Genomic DNA, 17029 nt, shown 5'->3' with positions numbered 1-17029 from the left:
TCAGTGCCCGAGCAGGGGCAGGCTGCGGCGGGTGTCGTCGTCCAACTCGCCGAGGGCGAGGGCGGCGAACCGGACGGCGAACGGCTGCCACACCTCCTCGACGTCGGCCATCACCCGGTCGCAGGCGGCCACCACCAGGTCCTCGTCGTAGCCCAGCTCGGCGAGCAGTTCGGAGCCGTGCGCCCATTCGGCGATCATGGCGGTGTCGCACTCGATGTGGAACTGCAGGCCCCAGGCCCGGTCGCCGAGCCGGAACGCCTGGTGCGGGTAGCGGGTCGAGGCGGCCAGCAGGGTGGCGGCCCGGGGCAGCTCGGTGATCTCGTCGGTGTGCCACTGGAGCACGTCCGGGATCAGCGGCACGTACCGGAACAGCAGGTCGCTCTCGGCGGCGTCGCGCCGGCCGACCACCCCCGGGCCCACCTCGGGGCCGGACGGGCTGCGCTCGACCAGGCCGGCGTGCGCGGTGGCGAGCAGTTGCGCGCCGAGGCAGACGCCGAGGGTCGGCACCCGGTGCCGCACGGCCTTGCGCAGCAACCCTTCGAGCTTCGGGAACCAGGGTGCGCCGGGGGTGCCGTCGGGGGCCGGGTAGGCGTGCTGGTCACCGCCGAGCACCACCAGCGCCACGTACCCGTCGAGGTCGTCGGGAAGCTCGTCGCCGGCGTGCGGACGCAGCACCCGCAGCTCAAGGCCCCCCTCCACCAGCCACTCCCCCAGCCGTCGGGGGTCGTCGGTCGGGTCGTTCTCGATCACCAGTGCGGTTCCCACGCCGTCGAGGCTAGCGGGTGCGTCGACCGCCGCCGGGAACGCCTCGGTCCGCCCGGCGGGGCGGCTATGCTCGGCCGCTGTGACCGCCGACGACCCGTCCGTCCTGCGCCCACCCGTGCTGCGGGAGGGGGACACGGTGCTGCTGGTCTCGCCGTCCGGGCCGACCAGGCCGGAGCGGGTGGCCCGGGGCATCGAGCTGCTGACCGGCTGGGGGCTGCGCCCGCAGGTGGCGCCGAACGCGTACGCCAGGCGGGGTTACCTCGCCGGTGACGACGCGCTACGCGCCGCGGACCTGAACGCCGCCTTCGCCGACCCTCGGGTGCGCGGGGTGATCTGCACCCGGGGCGGGTACGGCGCGCAGCGGGTGGTGGACCTGATCGACATGGCCGCCGTGCGGCGGGACCCGAAGGTGGTGGCCGGGTTCTCCGACATCACCGCCCTGCAGTTCGCGCTCTGGCGGGGTGCCCGGCTGGCCGGGGTGCACGGCCCCGGAGCGGCCTGGGTGGACGAGCGGACCCCGCTGCGCTCGGCGGAGTCGCTGCACACCGCGCTGATGACCACCGCGCCGGTCACCGTCGAGGCGGTGCCCGGGGAGGAGACGTATCCGGTCCGGGTCCCCGGCCGGGCGGTGGGTCGGCTGCTCGGCGGGAACCTCTGCCTGATCACCGCCACCCTCGGCACCCCGGACATGCCGGACCTGACCGGGGCGGTGCTGCTGGTCGAGGAGGTGCAGGAGCCGCCGTACAAGGTCGACCGGATGCTCACCCACCTGCGCCGCGCCGGGGTGCTCGACGGCCTGGCCGGGGTGGCGGTGGGCCAGTTTACCGACTGCGCGGACGGTTGGGACACCACCGTCGTGGACGTGCTGACCGACCGGCTGGGCGACCTCGGCGTGCCGGTCCTCGGCGGCCTGCCGATCGGCCACGGCCCCGGCCAGCTCTCCGTCCCCGTGGGCACCAGCGCCACCCTCGACGCCACCGCCGGCACCCTCACCGTCGCCCCCGCCGTCCGGTAACCCGCCCCACCCGCCTGATCCGGCCCGGCCGCGCCCTGCCTCGCCGTGCCTCGCCTCGCCGTGCCCCGCCCCGCCTCGGTGATCAAGAGGTTTGCGTCAGAGGAAAGCGCCTTCCTGACCGAAACCTCTTGATCACCGGGGGTGGAGGGTGGAACTTTCAGCTGGCGGACAGGGTCGGGACGGGGGTTTTCCAGGTTCGGTGGTCACTGTCGGTGACGTCAACAGCACCACCGACCCATGGAGGACCGATGTCCCGCACGATGTCGAAGAAGCAACTGCTGGTCGGCCTCGCCGCCGCCGGCGTGCTCGGGGTGGGGATCGCCGCTCCGACGGTGGCCTTCGCCGAGGAGTCGGCCACCCCGACCGCCGGCGTCAGCAGCGAGGCCGACCCGGGCACCGACCGGCAGCAGCAGCGCGCCGACCGGCAGAACGAGTTCACCGAGGCGCTCGCCAAGGAGCTGGGGGTGGACACCGACAAGGTGACCGCCGCCCTGGAGAAGGTGCGCGAGCAGCACAAGGACCGCGCCAAGGGTGACCGGCCGGAGCGTCCGTCGGCCGAGGACCGGCAGGAGAAGCTGGCGGAGCGGCTGGCCCAGGCGGTCAAGGACGGCAAGCTCACCCAGGAGCAGGCCGACGCGATCACCAAGGCCGTCGAGGCCGGGGTCTTCCCGGGCCCGGCCGGTCGCGGCCACCACGGCGGCCCGGAGGGTACGCCCGGCAGGTGACCCGCTGCGGCCCGCCCGCCCCGGCGGGCCGACGGTCGACACAGCAGGGCCGATGATCGACACACCAGGGCCGACGTTGCGGTGTCCGACGCACTGGGACACCGCAACGTCGGCCCCCTGGTGTCAGGCACCGCCGCCCGAGGAGAAGAGACCGAGGTGGGTGCCCACCGGGTCGCGCACCAGGGCGAGGGTCAGGCCGCTCGGCGTGGTCCGGGGCGGGGTCAGCACCGTGCCGCCCGCCGCCTCGGCCCGCCCGCAGGTCTGCGCCACGTCGGCCACCTCGGCGTAGAGGATCGCGTAGCCGGGTGCGCCCTCGGCGAGAGCCCGGATGCCGCCGCCGATGCCGGTCGACTCCCCCGCCGTGGTCGTCCGGTAGGAACCGCCCTCGGCCGTGCCCTCCTCGGTGAAGGTCCAGCCGAACAACTCCGCGTAGAAGCTCTGCGCCTCGTCCGGCCGGTCGGTGCCGATCTCGAACCAGGTGACGGGTGTGCTGGTCACGCGTTGCCTCCTGTTCCCCCGCCGACCGGGCGGCCGGCGGGCTCGGCAGCCAGCCTCCCGGGTGTCCGCGACACCGTCCTGTCGGTGTTTACCGCCCGGTCCACCCGGCCACGTCGCACCGATCCGTCCGGGCAGCCCCCCACCGATCCGGCCGGACAGCCCCGCACCGACCGGCCTGGGCAGCCAACGCGGCCGGCCTGGGAAGCCCACGCGCCGGCCGACCCGGGCGGCCGGCATGCCGGGTCAGACCAGGGTCAGCCGGCGTACCCGCTCGGCCGGGACGTCCAGGTCGGCCGGGGAGAACTCCCGGGTCACCCGCTCCGGCAACGCCTCGACCCCGACGATCCGGTCGGTACGGAAGCAGCGCAGCCCGGCGCGCAGCCGGCACCAGGCGAGCAGGTACCAGTGCCGGTCGTTGCCGAGGTAGCCCAGCGGCTCGACCTCGCGCGAGGAGGCCACGCCGCAGCGGTCGGCGTACCGCAGGCGCAGCACCCGGCGGGCGGCGACCGCGTCGGCGACGACGGCCGGGACGGACGTGGTCGGCCCGGTGCCGACCAGCAGCACCCGGCCGGCGAGCAGGCGCGCGTCGGCGGCGTCGGCGGCCGGCAGCACCGCGAGCAGTTTGCGTAGCGCCGTGCCGCCGGCCACGGCGAACGGGGTGCCGGCGAGCCGGTGCAGGGCCACCGCCATCGCCACCGCCTCGGTGGCGGTCAGGTTGACCGGCGGCAGGGTGTGCGACCGGTCGACCACGTAGCCGCCGGTGCGGCCGGGCTCGGCCCAGATCGGCACGCCGGAGCCCTGGAGGGCGGCGATGTCGCGTTCGACGGTGCGGGTGCTCACCTCGAACCGGTCGGCCAGCCAGCGGGCGCTGCGCGGCCGGGGCGACACCGCCCGCAGCTCCTCCACCAGGGCATAGAGACGATCCGTGCGGTTCACCCCCGCACGCTACGACGGGGGTACGACGCACCGCCCCCGTCCACCCCGGCGGGGCGGACGGGGGCAGGTGGTCACCTCAGGTAGGGACCATCGGTGCCGATCCTGCCGGGGGCCGGGTTGCCGGGCAGGTCCAGCACGTACACCCGCAGGTTGCTCCGGCCGCTGACCGCAGCGGTGAGGGTGCCGTTCGTGACGGTCCGGACGTCCCCGGTCACCGCGTCCCGGTACGTCCCGTTCGGCACCCCGGCGAAGGTGGCCGTGCCCGAGACGGTGACCAGGGCGAAGCTGTCCACCCCGCCCTCGGTGAACCGGCGCTTGTAGGCCATCTGGTTGCCGCTGACCCCCTCGGTCGAGTACTGGCCCTTCTGGAGGGCCGGGATGGCCCGCCGGATGCGGTTGAGCCGCTGTACGTGCTTGACCAGCGGCGCGCTGAGCGTGGTCGCCACCGCCCCACTGGCGCTGCTGACCACCCCGAAGTCGGTGGCGGTGACGCTGCCGGCGAGGTGGTCGCCGTAGTACGCCCGACCGGTGGTCGCCAACGGGCAGGTCGGCCCGCAGTCGATCTTCGCACCCTTCTGGAACTCGATCTCGGAGCCGTAGTAGAGCGTCGGGATGCCGCGGAAGGTCCACATCAGGCTCATGTTCTCGGCCCAGGCGTCGGTGCCCCCGGCGTAGCGGGTGTTCGACTTGTTCGGCCCGTAGTCGTGGCTGTCGACGTAGACGACGTTGTAGGTGGCGTCGTTGTAGCTGTCGTCGGAGTCCCGGCCGTTGCCGAAGGCGTTGCCGGCGTCGCCGAAGTTCATGTGCATCCGCATGTCGATCACGTTCATGCCGGAGAACTTCGAGTGGTCCGGCGCGTGGTAGGTGTTGCCCCGCAGGAACGCGTTGTCGCTGGTCGGCTGCCCGCCGGTGCCGATCAGCTGCTCGTAGTCGTACTGCTCGATGGCGGCCTTCACGTCGTCCGGGCTGTACTCCCTGCGCTCCTTCCAGGTGAAGAACTGCGCGGAGTGGTTGACCGAACCCCGGTTCCACTTGTCGTTGACGAACGCGGCCACCTCACCGAAGACGTAGAAGTCCCGGCCCTTCGCGCCGTGCCGGGCGACGGCGTGCTGCTGGATCGCCGGCAGGAAGCGCCGGTTCCAGGTGACCCGGGGGATGTGCACGGCGGTGTCGATCCGGAAGCCGTCCACCCCCATGTCGATGTACCTGTTGTACGCGTCGATCAGGTACTGCTGGACGGTGGCGTTCTCGGTGTTGAAGTCGGCCAGGTCCTCGTGCAGCCAGCAGCTCCGGGCGTCCTCGCCCTCCCAGTTGCCGATCCAGCACTGGTGGTAGAGGTCGGCGGGGAAGAGCCTGCCGGTCGGCACCGGCCACTGGCAGTGGTAGACGGTGTAGCCCTCCTGGCTGTACGCGCCGTTGGGGGTGCCCCAGTTGAGGCAGCGGTTGGCGGTGGGGGCGGTGCCCGACCAGAGGTCGCCGTTGTAGGGGCGGCCCTTGGCCTTGGCGTTCTGCGCGGCGGTCAGGGTCGGGTCGTTGCCGTCGTGCTCGACCATCGGGTCGTACTCGCGGCCGGCCTGCGGTTGGTCGTAGTACCACTTCCACTGCTCGTCGCGGACGCCGTAGACGGTGGGGACGAAGAGCCCCTTCGCGCCCCAGCGGGAGCTGTGGTTGTAGACCACATCCTGGAAGATCTTCATGCCCTTGGCGTGGGCCGCGTTGATCAGCTGCTGGTAGCTGGCCCCGGGGCTCTCCAACCGGGGGTCCACCCGGTAGAAGTCCCAACCGTGGTAGCCGTGAAAGTCGTAGTCGGAGCGGTTGAGCACCACCGGGGTGACCCAGATGGCCGAGAAGCCCAGCCCCTTGATGTAGTCCAGCTTGTCGACCAGGCCCTTGAAGTCCCCCCGGAACATCGGGTCGTCGTTCGCCGCGTTGCCGGACCTGACGTGCTGGCTGCCGCCCCGGTTGTTGGTGACGTCACCGTCGGCGAAGCGGGCGGTCATCACGAAGTAGATGCTGTCCTCGCGCGGGTCGCCGCCGAGCGGCGAACCACCCACCGGCGGGGTGGTCCCGGTGGTCGCGCTGGCGGGCGCACTCGCCGCCGACCGGTTGCCGGCCGCGTCGAGGGCCCGCACCGTCCAGCTGTACGCGGTGCCCGCGGCGAGGTCGTACGCCACGTACCGGGTCGCCGTGGTGGTGACGGTGGTGGTCCCACCGGTGCCGCCGGTACGGGTCAGTTCGTACCCGGTGACCGCCCGGTCGTCGGTGGCAGCCGTCCAGGACAGCGTGACGGACAACCCGTCGGCGGCGGCGGCGAGCCCGGCGGGGGTGGACGGGGGTGTGGTGTCCGGGGTGGCGGGCAGGCACGGGTCGGCGGCGTCCGGGGTGACCACCCCGCCGCGTACGGTGCTGCGCCCGGCGCGCAGGGTGTAGTCGGCCCCGTTGTTGTTGTCCCAGGTGCCGGCGTTGTTGTTGAACGCGGCGGTGAGTCCGGTGGCGGTGCCGAGGTCGACGGTGCGGCGCGCCCAGCCGGCGCAGGCGGCCTGCATCGCCACCCCCGGCGCGACGGTCCAGCTGCCGCCGGTCGGCCGGTAGTGCAGGTTCGCGCCGGGCCATCCCCGGCTGGCGAGGTGGTACCAGACCTCGGCGGTGGCACCGCCCGGGGCGGCGGTCGGGGTCGGGGTGGCGGTCGCGGTCGGGGTGGGCGTCGGGGTGGTGGTGCACGGGTCGCCGACGCCGGTCCGGCCCCCGGCGACGGTGACCGCGCCGGTGCCGAGCCGGTAGTTGCCGCCGTTGTTGTTGTCCCAGGTGCCGGCGTTGTTGTTGAAGACCACCTGGAGGCCGGTGGCGGCGCCCAGGTCGATGGTCCGGCGTCGCCAGCCGGCGCAGGCGGCCTCCATGGCGACGCCGGGCACGGCGGTCCAGCTGCCGCCGTCGACGCCGTAGTGGATGTTGACCGACGTGCCCCAGGCCGCCGGGGGTTGGTAGTAGACGGTGACGGTGTTGGCCGCTGCCGCCGCGGTGAGCGGCAACAGGCTCGCGGCCACGCCGACGACGAGCGCGAGTGCGCCGGCCCGTCGGCGGTGGGTGGTGGTAGTGGTCCGCCTCATGATGGCTCTCCTGACACCCGCACCCGACCGACGGGTGCAAGCTACTGAAGGCGTTGCAAGAAGTTGCGAACGCGGTGCCAGGAAGTTAGCAGCTTCGATACGCCGAAACCAGAGGTTCATCCCGGTGAAGTGTGGAGGACATTTCGCGACCCGCCCGCAGTAGCTTTCACCAACGGAAATTTCTTCCCGTCCCGTCGGCCGGTGGAGGCGGGGCACGTCACCGGGCATCCGGTGGGCCGGCGGGACCGGGCGCAGACGACGCCAGGCCCGTGGTCTGGACCGTCCCCGCAGGGACAGCTCAGACCACGGGCCTGGCTCAGGTGGTACGGGCCGCGCGGGCGGCGGGGGTCAGGCGATGCAGGCGCAGACGATCAGGGCCGCGCCGAAGTGGGTGGCGGCGCTGACCCGGGCCGCCGGGTGCGGCTGGTCGGAGCAGATGACCTCGCCGAGCTTGCCCGGGGTGAGCATGTCCAGCACACCGAAGGCGAGCGCCATGACGGCCAGCCCGATCAGGCCGAAGACCACCGTCGAGGCGAGCCCCTTGGCGAAGTCGTCGTAGCTGGTGACGATGGCGGTGAAGACGATGCCGGCGACACCGAGCTGGTTGGCGGCCAGCAGCAGCCCGGCGTTGGCGTTGCGCTGCACCCAGATCAGCTCGCGCAGCTTGCCGGGGGTGAGCACGTCGACCAGCACGAAGCCGGCCGCCATCAGCGCCACCCCGACGACACCGAACACGACGCTCTGCCATGCTCCGGTGAGCAGATCTTCCAGCACCGACGGCCTCCCGACCTCCTGCGCCCGGCGGAGGTGCCGGCACGGTGATCGAGACGATAGCGGCACCACGCAACCCCCGACACCCCCGCAGCGGCGGATACGCGGGCCGTCGGTGCGACCGGGCCCGCCGCCGGCCCGGGTGCGGACGACCCGGGCCGGCGGCGGTACGCGCTACAGCGACAGGTAACGCTGCCGCTCGTACGGGGTGACCTCGCGGCGGTACTGCTCCCACTCGGCCCGCTTGTTACGCAGGAAGAAGTCGAAGACGTGCTCGCCGAGCACCTCGGCGACCAGTTCGGAGCCGGCCATCACGTCGATCGCCTCGGACAGGTTCTCCGGCAGCGCCTCGTAGCCCATCGCCCGCCGTTCGGCGCTGCTCAGCGACCACACGTCGTCTTCCGCGCCCGGCGGCAGCTCGTAGCCCTCCTCGATGCCCTTGAGGCCGGCGCCGAGCATGACGGCGAACGCCAGGTACGGGTTGGTCGCCGAGTCCAGCGACCGGACCTCCACCCGGGCCGAGTTCGGCTTGCCGTACGCCGGCACCCGGACCAGCGCGGACCGGTTCAGGTGCCCCCAGCAGACGTACGCCGGGCTCTCGGTGATCCGGTCCGGCAACGCCTGCGGGAACAGCCGCTTGTACGAGTTGACCCACTGGTTGGTGACGGCGGTGTACTCCCGGGCGTGCATCAGCAGGCCGGCGATGAACGACTTCGCCACCTTCGACAGTTTCATCGGGTCGCCGGAGTCGTGGAACGCGTTGCGCTCCCCCTCGAACAGCGACAGGTGGGTGTGCATGCCGCTGCCCGGCTGGTCGGTGAACGGCTTCGGCATGAAGCTGGCCTGCACGCCGGTGGAGAGCGCCACCTCCTTGACCACGTGCCGGAAGGTCATGATGTTGTCGGCGGTGGTCAGCGCGTCGGCGTACCGCAGGTCGATCTCCTGCTGGCCGGGGGCGACCTCGTGGTGGCTGAACTCCACCGAGATGCCGATCCGCTCCAGCGCCAGCACGGCCTGGCGGCGGAAGTCCCGCGCCACGGCGTGCGTGGTGTGCTCGAAGTAGCCGCCGGTGTCCACGGCGGTGGGCACCGAGCCGTCCTGCGGGCCGTTCTCCAGCAGGAAGAACTCGATCTCCGGGTGGGTGTAGAAGGTGAAGCCCTTCTCGGCCGCCTTGGACAGCATCCGGCGCAGCACGTGCCGCGGGTCGGCCCAGGACGGGCCGCCGTCGGGCAGCAGGATGTCGCAGAACATCCGGGCGCTCTCGCCGCTGACCCCGCCCTCGAACGGGAACACCTGGAAGGTCGTCGGATCCGGCATGGCGACCATGTCGGACTCGAAGACCCGGGCGAAGCCCTCGATGGCCGAGCCGTCGAACCCGATGCCCTCCTCGAAGGCCGCCTCCAGCTCCGCCGGGGCCACTGAGACGCTCTTGAGCGTGCCCAGCACATCGGTGAACCACAGCCGGACGAACCGGATGTCCCGCTCTTCCAGCGTACGGAGGACGAACTCCTGCTGACGGTCCACTTCCCCAACCCCTCGCCACGTACGTCCGGCACCGGTCGGCCGGTCCGTCCTGACCGCCCAGTCTTCACCGGCCTGGTTAAGCAGACGTTACGCGACCTGCCGCCGCTCGTCCTGCGGTGTCCCGACGGCCGGATCGACGGGCGGCCCCGCCACCAGCGGCGGGCCGGGCGGGCGCGGTGAAAGGGTGGCCGGCGTCTCGTCGCAGCCGCCGGGTCGACCGGCTGCGGCTGGGGCAAGATGAGGGCATGCCCACCCTGCGTCTGGCCCTGTGCCAGGTCAACCCGACCGTCGGCGACACGGCCGGCAACGCCGAGCTGATCCGCGCCTGGACCCGGCGGGCCGCCGACGCCGGCGCCCAGCTGGTCGCCTTCCCGGAGATGGTGCTCACCGGTTACCCGGTCGAGGACCTGGTCTTCCGTCGTTCCTTCGTCGCCGCCTCGCAGGCCGCGCTGCGGCAGCTCGCCGCCGACCTGGCCGCCGACGGCCTCGGCGACCTGCCGGTCGTGGTCGGCTACCTGGACGCCGACGGGCCGCCGCAGGTCAGCGGGGACGCCCAGCCGGGCCGGGGGGCCCGCAACGCCGCCGCGCTGCTGCACCGGGGCGGGGTGGTGGCCCACTACTTCAAGCACCACCTGCCCAACTACGGCGTCTTCGACGAGGACCGCTACTTCGTGCCCGGCGACACCCTGACCGTGGTCCGGGTGGGCGGGGTGGACGTGGCGCTGACCATCTGCGAGGACCTCTGGCAGGCCGGCGGCCCGTTCGCGGTGGCCCGGCAGGCCGGCGTCGGTCTGGTGGTCAACATCAACGGCTCGCCGTACGAGCTGAACAAGGACGACGTCCGGCTGCCGCTGGTGCGTCGCCGGGCCGCCGAGGCCGGTGCGCCTATCGCGTACGTCAACATGGTCGGCGGCCAGGACGAGCTGGTCTTCGAGGGCGACTCGATGATCGTCACCCCCGACGGCGACCTGCTCACCCGCGCGCCGCAGTTCGTCGAGCACCTGCTCGTGCACGACGTGGACCTGGCCGGGGCGGGCCCGCACGCCGCCGACACCGAGGATCTCGCCGACGGGATGCGGGTGGTCCGCCGTACCGTCGAGGTGGTGCCGGCGGCCCCGACCGGGCCGGCGGCCGACGGCGGCACGCTGGCGCCGGTGGCCGACGAGGCCGAGGTGTGGCAGGCGCTGGTGCTGGGTCTGCGCGACTACGTCAACAAGAACCGGTTCCCCTCGGTGGTGCTGGGCCTGTCCGGCGGCATCGACTCGGCGGTGGTGGCCGCGCTGGCCGTCGACGCGCTCGGACCCCGGCGGGTGGTCGGCGTCTCGCTGCCCAGCCAGCACTCCTCGGAGCACTCCCGGGCCGACGCGGAGGACCTCGCCAAGCGCACCGGCCTGGACTACCGGGTCGAGCCGATCCAGCCGATGGTGGACACCTTCCTGGCGAACATCTCACTGTCGGGGGTGGCGGTGGAGAACCTCCAGGCCCGGGTGCGCGGGGTGATCCTGATGGCACTGTCGAACCAGGAGGGCCACCTGGTCCTCACCACCGGCAACAAGAGCGAGCTGGCGGTCGGCTACTCGACCCTCTACGGCGACTCGGTCGGCGGGTTCAACCCGGTCAAGGACGTCTGGAAGACGCTGATCTGGCGGCTGGCGAAGTGGCGCAACGCCGACGCGGCCCGCCGGGGCGAGACCCCGCCGATCCCGGAGAACTCCATCGGCAAGCCCCCGTCGGCCGAGCTGAGCCCCGGCCAGCTCGACAGCGACAGCCTGCCCGACTACGACGTGCTGGACCCGATCCTGATCGGCTACGTCGACGGCGACCTGGGCCGGGCCGGCCTGGTCGAGTCCGGCCACGACCCGGCGGTGGTCGACAAGGTGCTGCGGCTGGTGGACACCGCCGAGTACAAGCGTCGGCAGTCCGCGCCGGGCACGAAGATCTCGATGAAGGCGTTCGGCCGCGACCGTCGGCTGCCGATCACCAACCGCTGGCGCGAGGACGGCTGAGCATCCAGGCCGGCCGGCCTTCGGTCGGCTGAGCATCCGGCGTCGGCCGGCCCCGGTCGGTCGGCGTCGCCCCGGCGGAGTGAAATCCTGCACTGTTCCCTGCCGTCGGCCGGTCGCGCGGTGCGACGATCGCGGCAGAACCCGGGGACCGCGACAGCGGCCTCGAGGAAAGGAGACAGTCATGGTGGAGTCCACCCCGACCGAGGTGACCGCCCTGTACGGCGGGCCGGCCACCCGCCGGGTCCGCACCCGCGACCTGATCGCCGCCAAGGAACGCGGCGACCGGTGGGCCATGCTCACCTCGTACGACCAGTACACGGCCGGGATCTTCGACCAGGCGGGGATCCCCGCGCTGCTGGTCGGCGACTCGGCGGCGAACAACGTGTTCGGCTACGAGACCACCCTGCCGGTGACGGTCGACGAGTTGCTGCCGCTGGTCCGCGCCGTGGTCCGGGCGACCCGGCACACCCTGGTCGTCGGCGACCTGCCGTTCGGCTCGTACGAGGAGGGGCCGACGCAGGCGTTGCGGACGGCGGTGCGGTTCATGAAGGAGGGCGGCTGCCACGCGGTGAAGCTGGAGGGCGGCCGGCGCTGCGCCGACCAGATCGCGGCGATCACCGGGGCGGGCATCCCGGTGATGGCACACATCGGTTTCACCCCGCAGAGCGAGCACACCCTGGGCGGCTACCGGGTGCAGGGGCGCGGCGACACCGCCGACGAGGTGCTCGCCGACGCGCGGGCGGTGGCCGAAGCGGGCGCGTTCGCGGTGGTGCTGGAGATGGTGCCGGGCGAGGTCGCCAAGCGGGTCACCGCCGAACTGGCGATCCCCACCGTCGGCATCGGCGCCGGCCCCGACACCGACGCCCAGGTGCTGGTCTGGCAGGACATGGCCGGGCTGCGTACCGGGAAGGCCCCCCGGTTCGTCAAGCGCTACGCCGACCTGGCCGGGGCGCTGACCGAGGCGACCCGCCGGTTCGCCGACGAGGTACGCGGCGGCGACTTCCCCGCCACCGAGCACACCTTCTGAGTACGGACGGTGGGGCGGTGCCCCCGCCCCACCGTCGCGGAACGAGCCACCGCAGGCCGGGGGTCCCCTGGTGCGGCGGGAGCGGCTAGGGTTCCGCCCGTGGATCATGTTCGCTTGTCAACAGTCGTCCTGACCTGTGTCTCCGTGCTGGCCCTCGCGGCGTGCAGCGAGGCGGAACCGTCGACCACTGCCGCGCCGTCGACGTCCGCCAGCGCGTCGGCCACCACTGCCGCCCCGTCGGCCACCACCGACCCGGCCACCACCGACCCGAGCACCGGCGGCCCGACCGCCGCCGCCGACCCGGCGGCCGACAAGAAGCTCTGCACGGCGGCCAAGAAGATCGCCGACACGACGAAGGCCGACGTGATGAAGGCCGCGACGTCCGGTGGCGACCCCACGCCGACGATCCGCAAGGCCTACACGGAGATGGCGCAGGAGTTGGCGAAGGCCACCGCCGGTGCCCCCGCCAGCGAGGCGGTCACCGCGCTGGCCGCGTTCGGGGTCGCGTCCGGCCGGGTGGCGACGGCGGCGAACCTGGACACCGCCGCCGACGCCCCCGAGTTCCAGAAGACCAGCGCGATGGCGAACTCCGCCTGCAAGAAGGCCGGCGTCGACACCAACTTCTGAGTACCGCCCCACCCGCCGCGATCTTGGAGGGCACCGGCCCCCTGGGAGCACTTCCCCTTCAAGATCGCGGCAGGAAGCGGTTGGGTCTCAGAGGTCGGTGACCCGGACGCCGGCGTGGGCCTTGTAGCGCTTGTTGATGGCGATCAGGTTGGCGGTGAACGCCTCGATCTGGTGGGCGTTGCGCAGCCGGCCGGCGTAGATGCCGCGCATGCCGGGGATCCGGGCGGCCAACGCGCCGACGATGTCGACCAGTTCCCGTTCCTCGGTGCAGATCAACACGTCGAGGTCGATCCGGTCGATCTCCGGGTCGGCCAGCAGCGGCGCGCTGACGTGGTTGAACGCCGCGCAGACCCGGGAGTCGGGCAGCAGGGCCGCCGCCTGCTGCACCGCGCTGCCCTCGGCGACCGGCAGCGCGTACGGGCCCTGCTTGTCGAAGCCGAGCGGATTCACGCAGTCCACGACGATCTTGCCGGCCAGTGGCCCGGCCAGCGCGCTGACGGTGGCCGCGTGCCCGTCCCAGGGCACCGCGACGACCACCACGTCGCTGCGGCGGGCCACCTCGTCGTTGTCCGCGCCGGTCACGTCGACCCCGGCGGGCAGCCGGGGCAGCGCGGCGATCTCGGCCGCCGCCTCGGCCGCCCGGTCGGCGGAGCGGGACCCGATCAGCACCCGCTGGCCGGCGCGGGCGAACCGGTAGGCCAGCCCCCGTCCCTGGTCGCCGGTGCCGCCGATGATGCCGACGGTCAGCCCGGACACGTCGGGGAGGGTGCTCGCGTCGTATGCCATGGCGTCATCCTCGCAAACCGCCACGCCACCAGCAGCGCAAGGCACTGTGACGCTGACCGCCCGCCACGCCACCCCGGCGGCGGAACCGGACCGTCCGGCAGAGCCAGGCCGCGACCGGACCCGCCGGGCAGGGCCGGGCCGCCGGGGCCGGGTTCAGGCCCGCTCGAAGAGCACCTTGCGGCCGACCGGGTCGGCGGTGACCAGGCGTACGGTGACCCGCTCACCCCGCGGCAGCTCACCGGTGCAGCGGGCCCGTACCGGCGGATCGTCCAACGCCACCGTCCCGCCGGGAACCCGGCCGGGCTTCGCCGGGCCGTTCGGGGGCGCGTCGGTGTCCAGCACCGCCGCCGAGAACGTCTCCCCCACCCGGTGCTCCAGCAGCACCGCCTCGGCCAGGTCGATCGCGCCCCGGGTGGCCGCCCCCGCCGTCCGGTCGGTCGAGGCCATCACCTCCGGCAGCCGGGGCAGCGCCGACCGGGCCCAGTCCGGCACCTCGCGGCCCTCGTGCAGGGCCAGGCACACCTCCGTGGCGTACCGGTCGGCCAACCGGCGCAGCGGGGCGGTGACATGGGCGTACGCGGCGGCCACCCCGCCGTGTTCCGGCTGCTCCGGCAGCTCACCGTCGAACGCCGTGTACGCCGCGCCGCGCATCAGCTCGGCCGCCTGGTCGACGAAGGCGGCGGCCCGGGGCTGGGAGGCGTCCAACCCGGCCAGCACCTCGCCGACCCGTACCCCGTCGGGCCAGTGCACGCCCAACGGGGCCGCCGCCGCGCGCAGCCGGGCCACCGCCTCCGGTTTCGGGGCCGGCATGGTGCGCAGCAGCCCGATCCGGCCGGCCAGCATGATGTCCGCCGCCGCCATCCCGGTGAGCAGGGAGATCTGGGCGTTGTGGTCCTCCATCGGGCCGGGACCGCGCAGCACCAGCCGCCACCCGTCCCCGTCGGGCTCGACGTCCTGCTCGGGCAGGGGCAGGTTGACCGCGCCCCGGCGCAGGCCACGGGCGGTGAGCAGGGCACCGATCTCGGGTAGCAACGCGATCGGGTCGGGCAGCCGGCCGGCGTCGGCGGCCACCTGCACGCCCGGGTAGTCCAGCTTGGCGCGGCTGCGTACCAGGGCGCGTTCCAGTCCGACGGCGACGGTGGCCCCGTCGGCGTCGAGGTCGATGGTCCACAGCACGGCCGCCCGGTCGACGTCGGGCAGCAGACTGGCGGCACCCTCGCTGAGGGTGTGCGGGTGCAGCGGCACGTTGCCGTCGGGCAGGTAGACGGTCTGCCCACGCCGCCAGGTCTCCTCCTCCAGCGGCCCACCCGGGCGTACGTGGGTGGCGACGTCGGCGATGGCGTACCGCACCCGGTAGCCGCCGGGTCGACGGCTGAGGTGCATCGCCTGGTCCAGGTCGCGGGAGGTGGCGGGGTCGACCGTGACGAACGGGACGTCGGTACGGTCGGCCACGGCGGGCGGTGGGGCGTCGGCCGCCTCGTCCGCCTCGCGCTGCGCCGCGGCCGGGAAGCCGTCAGGCAGTCCCAGCTCACGGCGCAGCGCGCCGAAGTCGATGCGGGGCGCGAGCACACGTCGGATGACCACGGGTCAATCCTGGCAGCGTGCCGCGTGATCCGCTCGCCGGCGATCGGGCCGCAGGCCCCGTACGGTCAGCCGGTGGTCCTGCGGGCGCGCGCCGGTGCGGTGGCCCGCGCCGCCGCCGTCCGCGCGGGCGCCTTACGGGCGGTGGCCTTGCGGGCGGTGGCCTTGCGGGCGGTCGTGCCCGTGGTCTTCGTCGCCGCCGCCTTGCGGGCGGTCGTCGCGCTCGTCTTCCGGGCCGGCGCCGCCTTCGCGGTCGACTTCGACGCGGGGGCGGTCCTGGCGGTCGACTTGCGGGCCGGGGCCTTCGTGGCGGCGGCCTTCTTCGCGGGCGTGGCCTTCTTCGCCGCCGTGGTCCTCTTCGCCACCGTGGTCTTCTTCGCGGGCGTGGCCCTCTTCGCGGGCGTGGTCTTGCGGGCCGCCGTCGTCTTCGCGGGCGTCGTCTTCTTCACGGCCGTGGTCTTCCTGGCGGCCGTGCTCTTCGCGGCGGGTGTCGTCTTCCTGCCGGGTGACGTCTTCTTCACGGCCGTCGCCTTCTTGGCTGCCGTCCGGGCGGTCGCGGTGGTCTTCTTCGCCGCCGCCGCGGTCGTCCGCTTCGCCGTGGTGGTCTTCTTCGCCGCGGTGCTCCGGGCGGCGGCAGTGGTCTTCTTCGCCGCCCCGGCGGTCTTACGGGCGGCGGCGGTGGTCTTGTTGGCGGTCTTCTTCGCCGGGGCCTTCGTCGCCGTGGACCTCGACGCGGGGGCCTTCGACGCGGCGCTGCGGGCCGCCGGCGCCTTCTTCGCCGTCGACTTCGAGGCGGGGGCCTTCGACGCGGTGCTCCTGGCGGCCGGGGCCTTCGTCGCCGTCTTCCTGGCGGTGCCGGTGGACGGGGTCCGGCCCGAGCCGGCGCCCGCCGCGCTCGCCGTGGCCCGGCCGGCCGACGCCTTGCGGGCGGCAGCCGTGGTCGTGGTCGAGCGGCGGGCCGCGGTGCTCCGGGTCGCGCCTGCGGTTCGTTGCGCGGCGGCGGTCTTCGTCGCGGCCGGGCGGGTGGTGGCCTGTGCTGCTTCGGCCATCTCGGTTCCCTCCTTGGGGACATGCTCCCGCGTGCCTCCTCACGGAGGCACGGAGTCCTCGACGCGGGCCGTCCCGCGCCGTTCAGTTGCCCTCCCCGGCCCAGCGGGCGTCTTCGGCCTCCCACGCCTCGTTACGCTCCTGCACCTTCTGCAGGGCGTTCTCCGCGTCGGCAGCCGAGGGATACGGTCCGAGAACGTGCTTGGCAGGGCACACGTCGGCATCGGTCTCGACCCGGTGGTGTCGGGTGCACCAGTAGTAGTGCCCACCACTTCCGCTGTCGTTCATGAGATCACTGTGCACCGGGCGCAGCCCGACCGCCACCGGATCGCCGCAATTGGTCGCGACCACATCCACAGTAGACGTGCTCGACGGTCCCGGAGGCGAAACCGCGAAATCGCCCCCGACCTGCCCGGACGTCGTCGGAACCGGCCCCCGCCACACCGGGTCGGCCCGGGTTGCGGGGCCGCCGCGACGCCGCGCGGGGTGGGCCGAAAAGCCGGTGGTACGACACCGGACGCCCGCACCCGCCGGCCGGGCTGCGCCACCGGATGCTCACCGCCCGCACCCCGCAGGAGCCGACGGTGACGCTGGACGACAGCCGGATGGAGCGT

General features: G+C 73.4%; 14 protein-coding genes. 6 read left to right on the top strand and 8 right to left on the bottom strand.

The genetic code is table 11. From position 1 onward, the window contains the following. Positions 1–765, bottom strand: coding sequence for a type 1 glutamine amidotransferase (locus ACN265_RS06665; protein ID WP_204926463.1), 765 nt, complete (start codon positions 763–765; stop codon positions 1–3). Between the two features lie 79 nt (positions 766–844). Here ACN265_RS06665 and ACN265_RS06660 point away from each other — a divergent pair, with 79 nt between their 5' ends. Together ACN265_RS06660 and ACN265_RS06655 are read left to right on the top strand one after the other, a co-directional pair. Further along, positions 845–1780: a S66 peptidase family protein gene (locus tag ACN265_RS06660; protein ID WP_421406398.1), complete on the top strand. Its 936-nt coding sequence runs from the start codon at positions 845–847 to the stop codon at positions 1778–1780. Positions 1781–2028: 248 nt separating this feature from the next. Beyond that, positions 2029–2505, top strand: a complete 477-nt coding sequence (locus ACN265_RS06655; protein ID WP_421406397.1) for a hypothetical protein — start codon at positions 2029–2031, stop codon at positions 2503–2505. A gap of 123 nt (positions 2506–2628) precedes the next feature. On the opposite strand, the gene ACN265_RS06650 is transcribed toward ACN265_RS06655, so the two are convergent. The 5 genes from ACN265_RS06650 to glnA all read right to left on the bottom strand — a co-directional run bounded on the left by ACN265_RS06650 (position 2629) and on the right by glnA (position 9341). Beyond that, positions 2629–3003, bottom strand: a complete 375-nt coding sequence (locus ACN265_RS06650) for a VOC family protein (RefSeq protein WP_420119501.1) — start codon at positions 3001–3003, stop codon at positions 2629–2631. 243 nt (positions 3004–3246) lie between these two features. Then, complete coding sequence (locus tag ACN265_RS06645) at positions 3247–3939, bottom strand: helix-turn-helix transcriptional regulator (protein WP_420119502.1); 693 nt, start codon at positions 3937–3939, stop codon at positions 3247–3249. A 71-nt stretch (positions 3940–4010) separates the two neighbouring features. Then, on the bottom strand, positions 4011–7046 hold the full coding sequence (locus ACN265_RS06640; protein ID WP_421406396.1) for a carbohydrate binding domain-containing protein: 3036 nt from the start codon (positions 7044–7046) through the stop codon (positions 4011–4013). Between the two features lie 348 nt (positions 7047–7394). Further along, positions 7395–7820 (bottom strand): DUF350 domain-containing protein, encoded by a 426-nt coding sequence (locus tag ACN265_RS06635; RefSeq protein WP_204926457.1) that lies wholly within the window; start codon positions 7818–7820, stop codon positions 7395–7397. A gap of 171 nt (positions 7821–7991) precedes the next feature. Further along, positions 7992–9341 (bottom strand): type I glutamate--ammonia ligase, encoded by a 1350-nt coding sequence (gene glnA, locus ACN265_RS06630; RefSeq protein WP_088644813.1) that lies wholly within the window; start codon positions 9339–9341, stop codon positions 7992–7994. 245 nt (positions 9342–9586) lie between these two features. On the opposite strand from glnA, the gene ACN265_RS06625 reads away from it, so the two are divergent. From ACN265_RS06625 to ACN265_RS06615, 3 genes are all read left to right on the top strand, one after another. Next, entirely contained in the window at positions 9587–11347 is a 1761-nt protein-coding gene (locus ACN265_RS06625) for an NAD+ synthase (protein ID WP_357932405.1), read from the top strand. 181 nt (positions 11348–11528) lie between these two features. Beyond that, entirely contained in the window at positions 11529–12374 is an 846-nt protein-coding gene (gene panB / locus ACN265_RS06620; protein WP_204926455.1) for a 3-methyl-2-oxobutanoate hydroxymethyltransferase, read from the top strand. 114 nt (positions 12375–12488) lie between these two features. Next, on the top strand, positions 12489–13001 hold the full coding sequence (locus ACN265_RS06615) for a hypothetical protein (protein ID WP_421406395.1): 513 nt from the start codon (positions 12489–12491) through the stop codon (positions 12999–13001). A gap of 87 nt (positions 13002–13088) precedes the next feature. On the opposite strand, the gene npdG is transcribed toward ACN265_RS06615, so the two are convergent. Further along, entirely contained in the window at positions 13089–13787 is a 699-nt protein-coding gene (npdG, locus tag ACN265_RS06610; protein WP_421406394.1) for an NADPH-dependent F420 reductase, read from the bottom strand. Between the two features lie 153 nt (positions 13788–13940). Next, positions 13941–15371, bottom strand: coding sequence for an RNB domain-containing ribonuclease (locus ACN265_RS06605; protein ID WP_421406392.1), 1431 nt, complete (start codon positions 15369–15371; stop codon positions 13941–13943). Positions 15372–15443: 72 nt separating this feature from the next. On the opposite strand from ACN265_RS06605, the gene ACN265_RS06600 reads away from it, so the two are divergent. Further along, positions 15444–17003: a hypothetical protein gene (locus ACN265_RS06600; RefSeq protein WP_421406391.1), complete on the top strand. Its 1560-nt coding sequence runs from the start codon at positions 15444–15446 to the stop codon at positions 17001–17003. Positions 17004–17029: the final 26 nt, after the last annotated feature.

It is taken from the genome of Micromonospora sp. WMMD730, assembly GCF_049178955.1.
In the GTDB taxonomy this organism is placed as follows: Bacteria; Actinomycetota; Actinomycetes; order Mycobacteriales; family Micromonosporaceae; genus Micromonospora; species Micromonospora wenchangensis.
The sequence above is the reverse complement of the archived record's forward strand: the minus strand, read 5'-3'. Positions and strand labels throughout refer to the sequence as shown.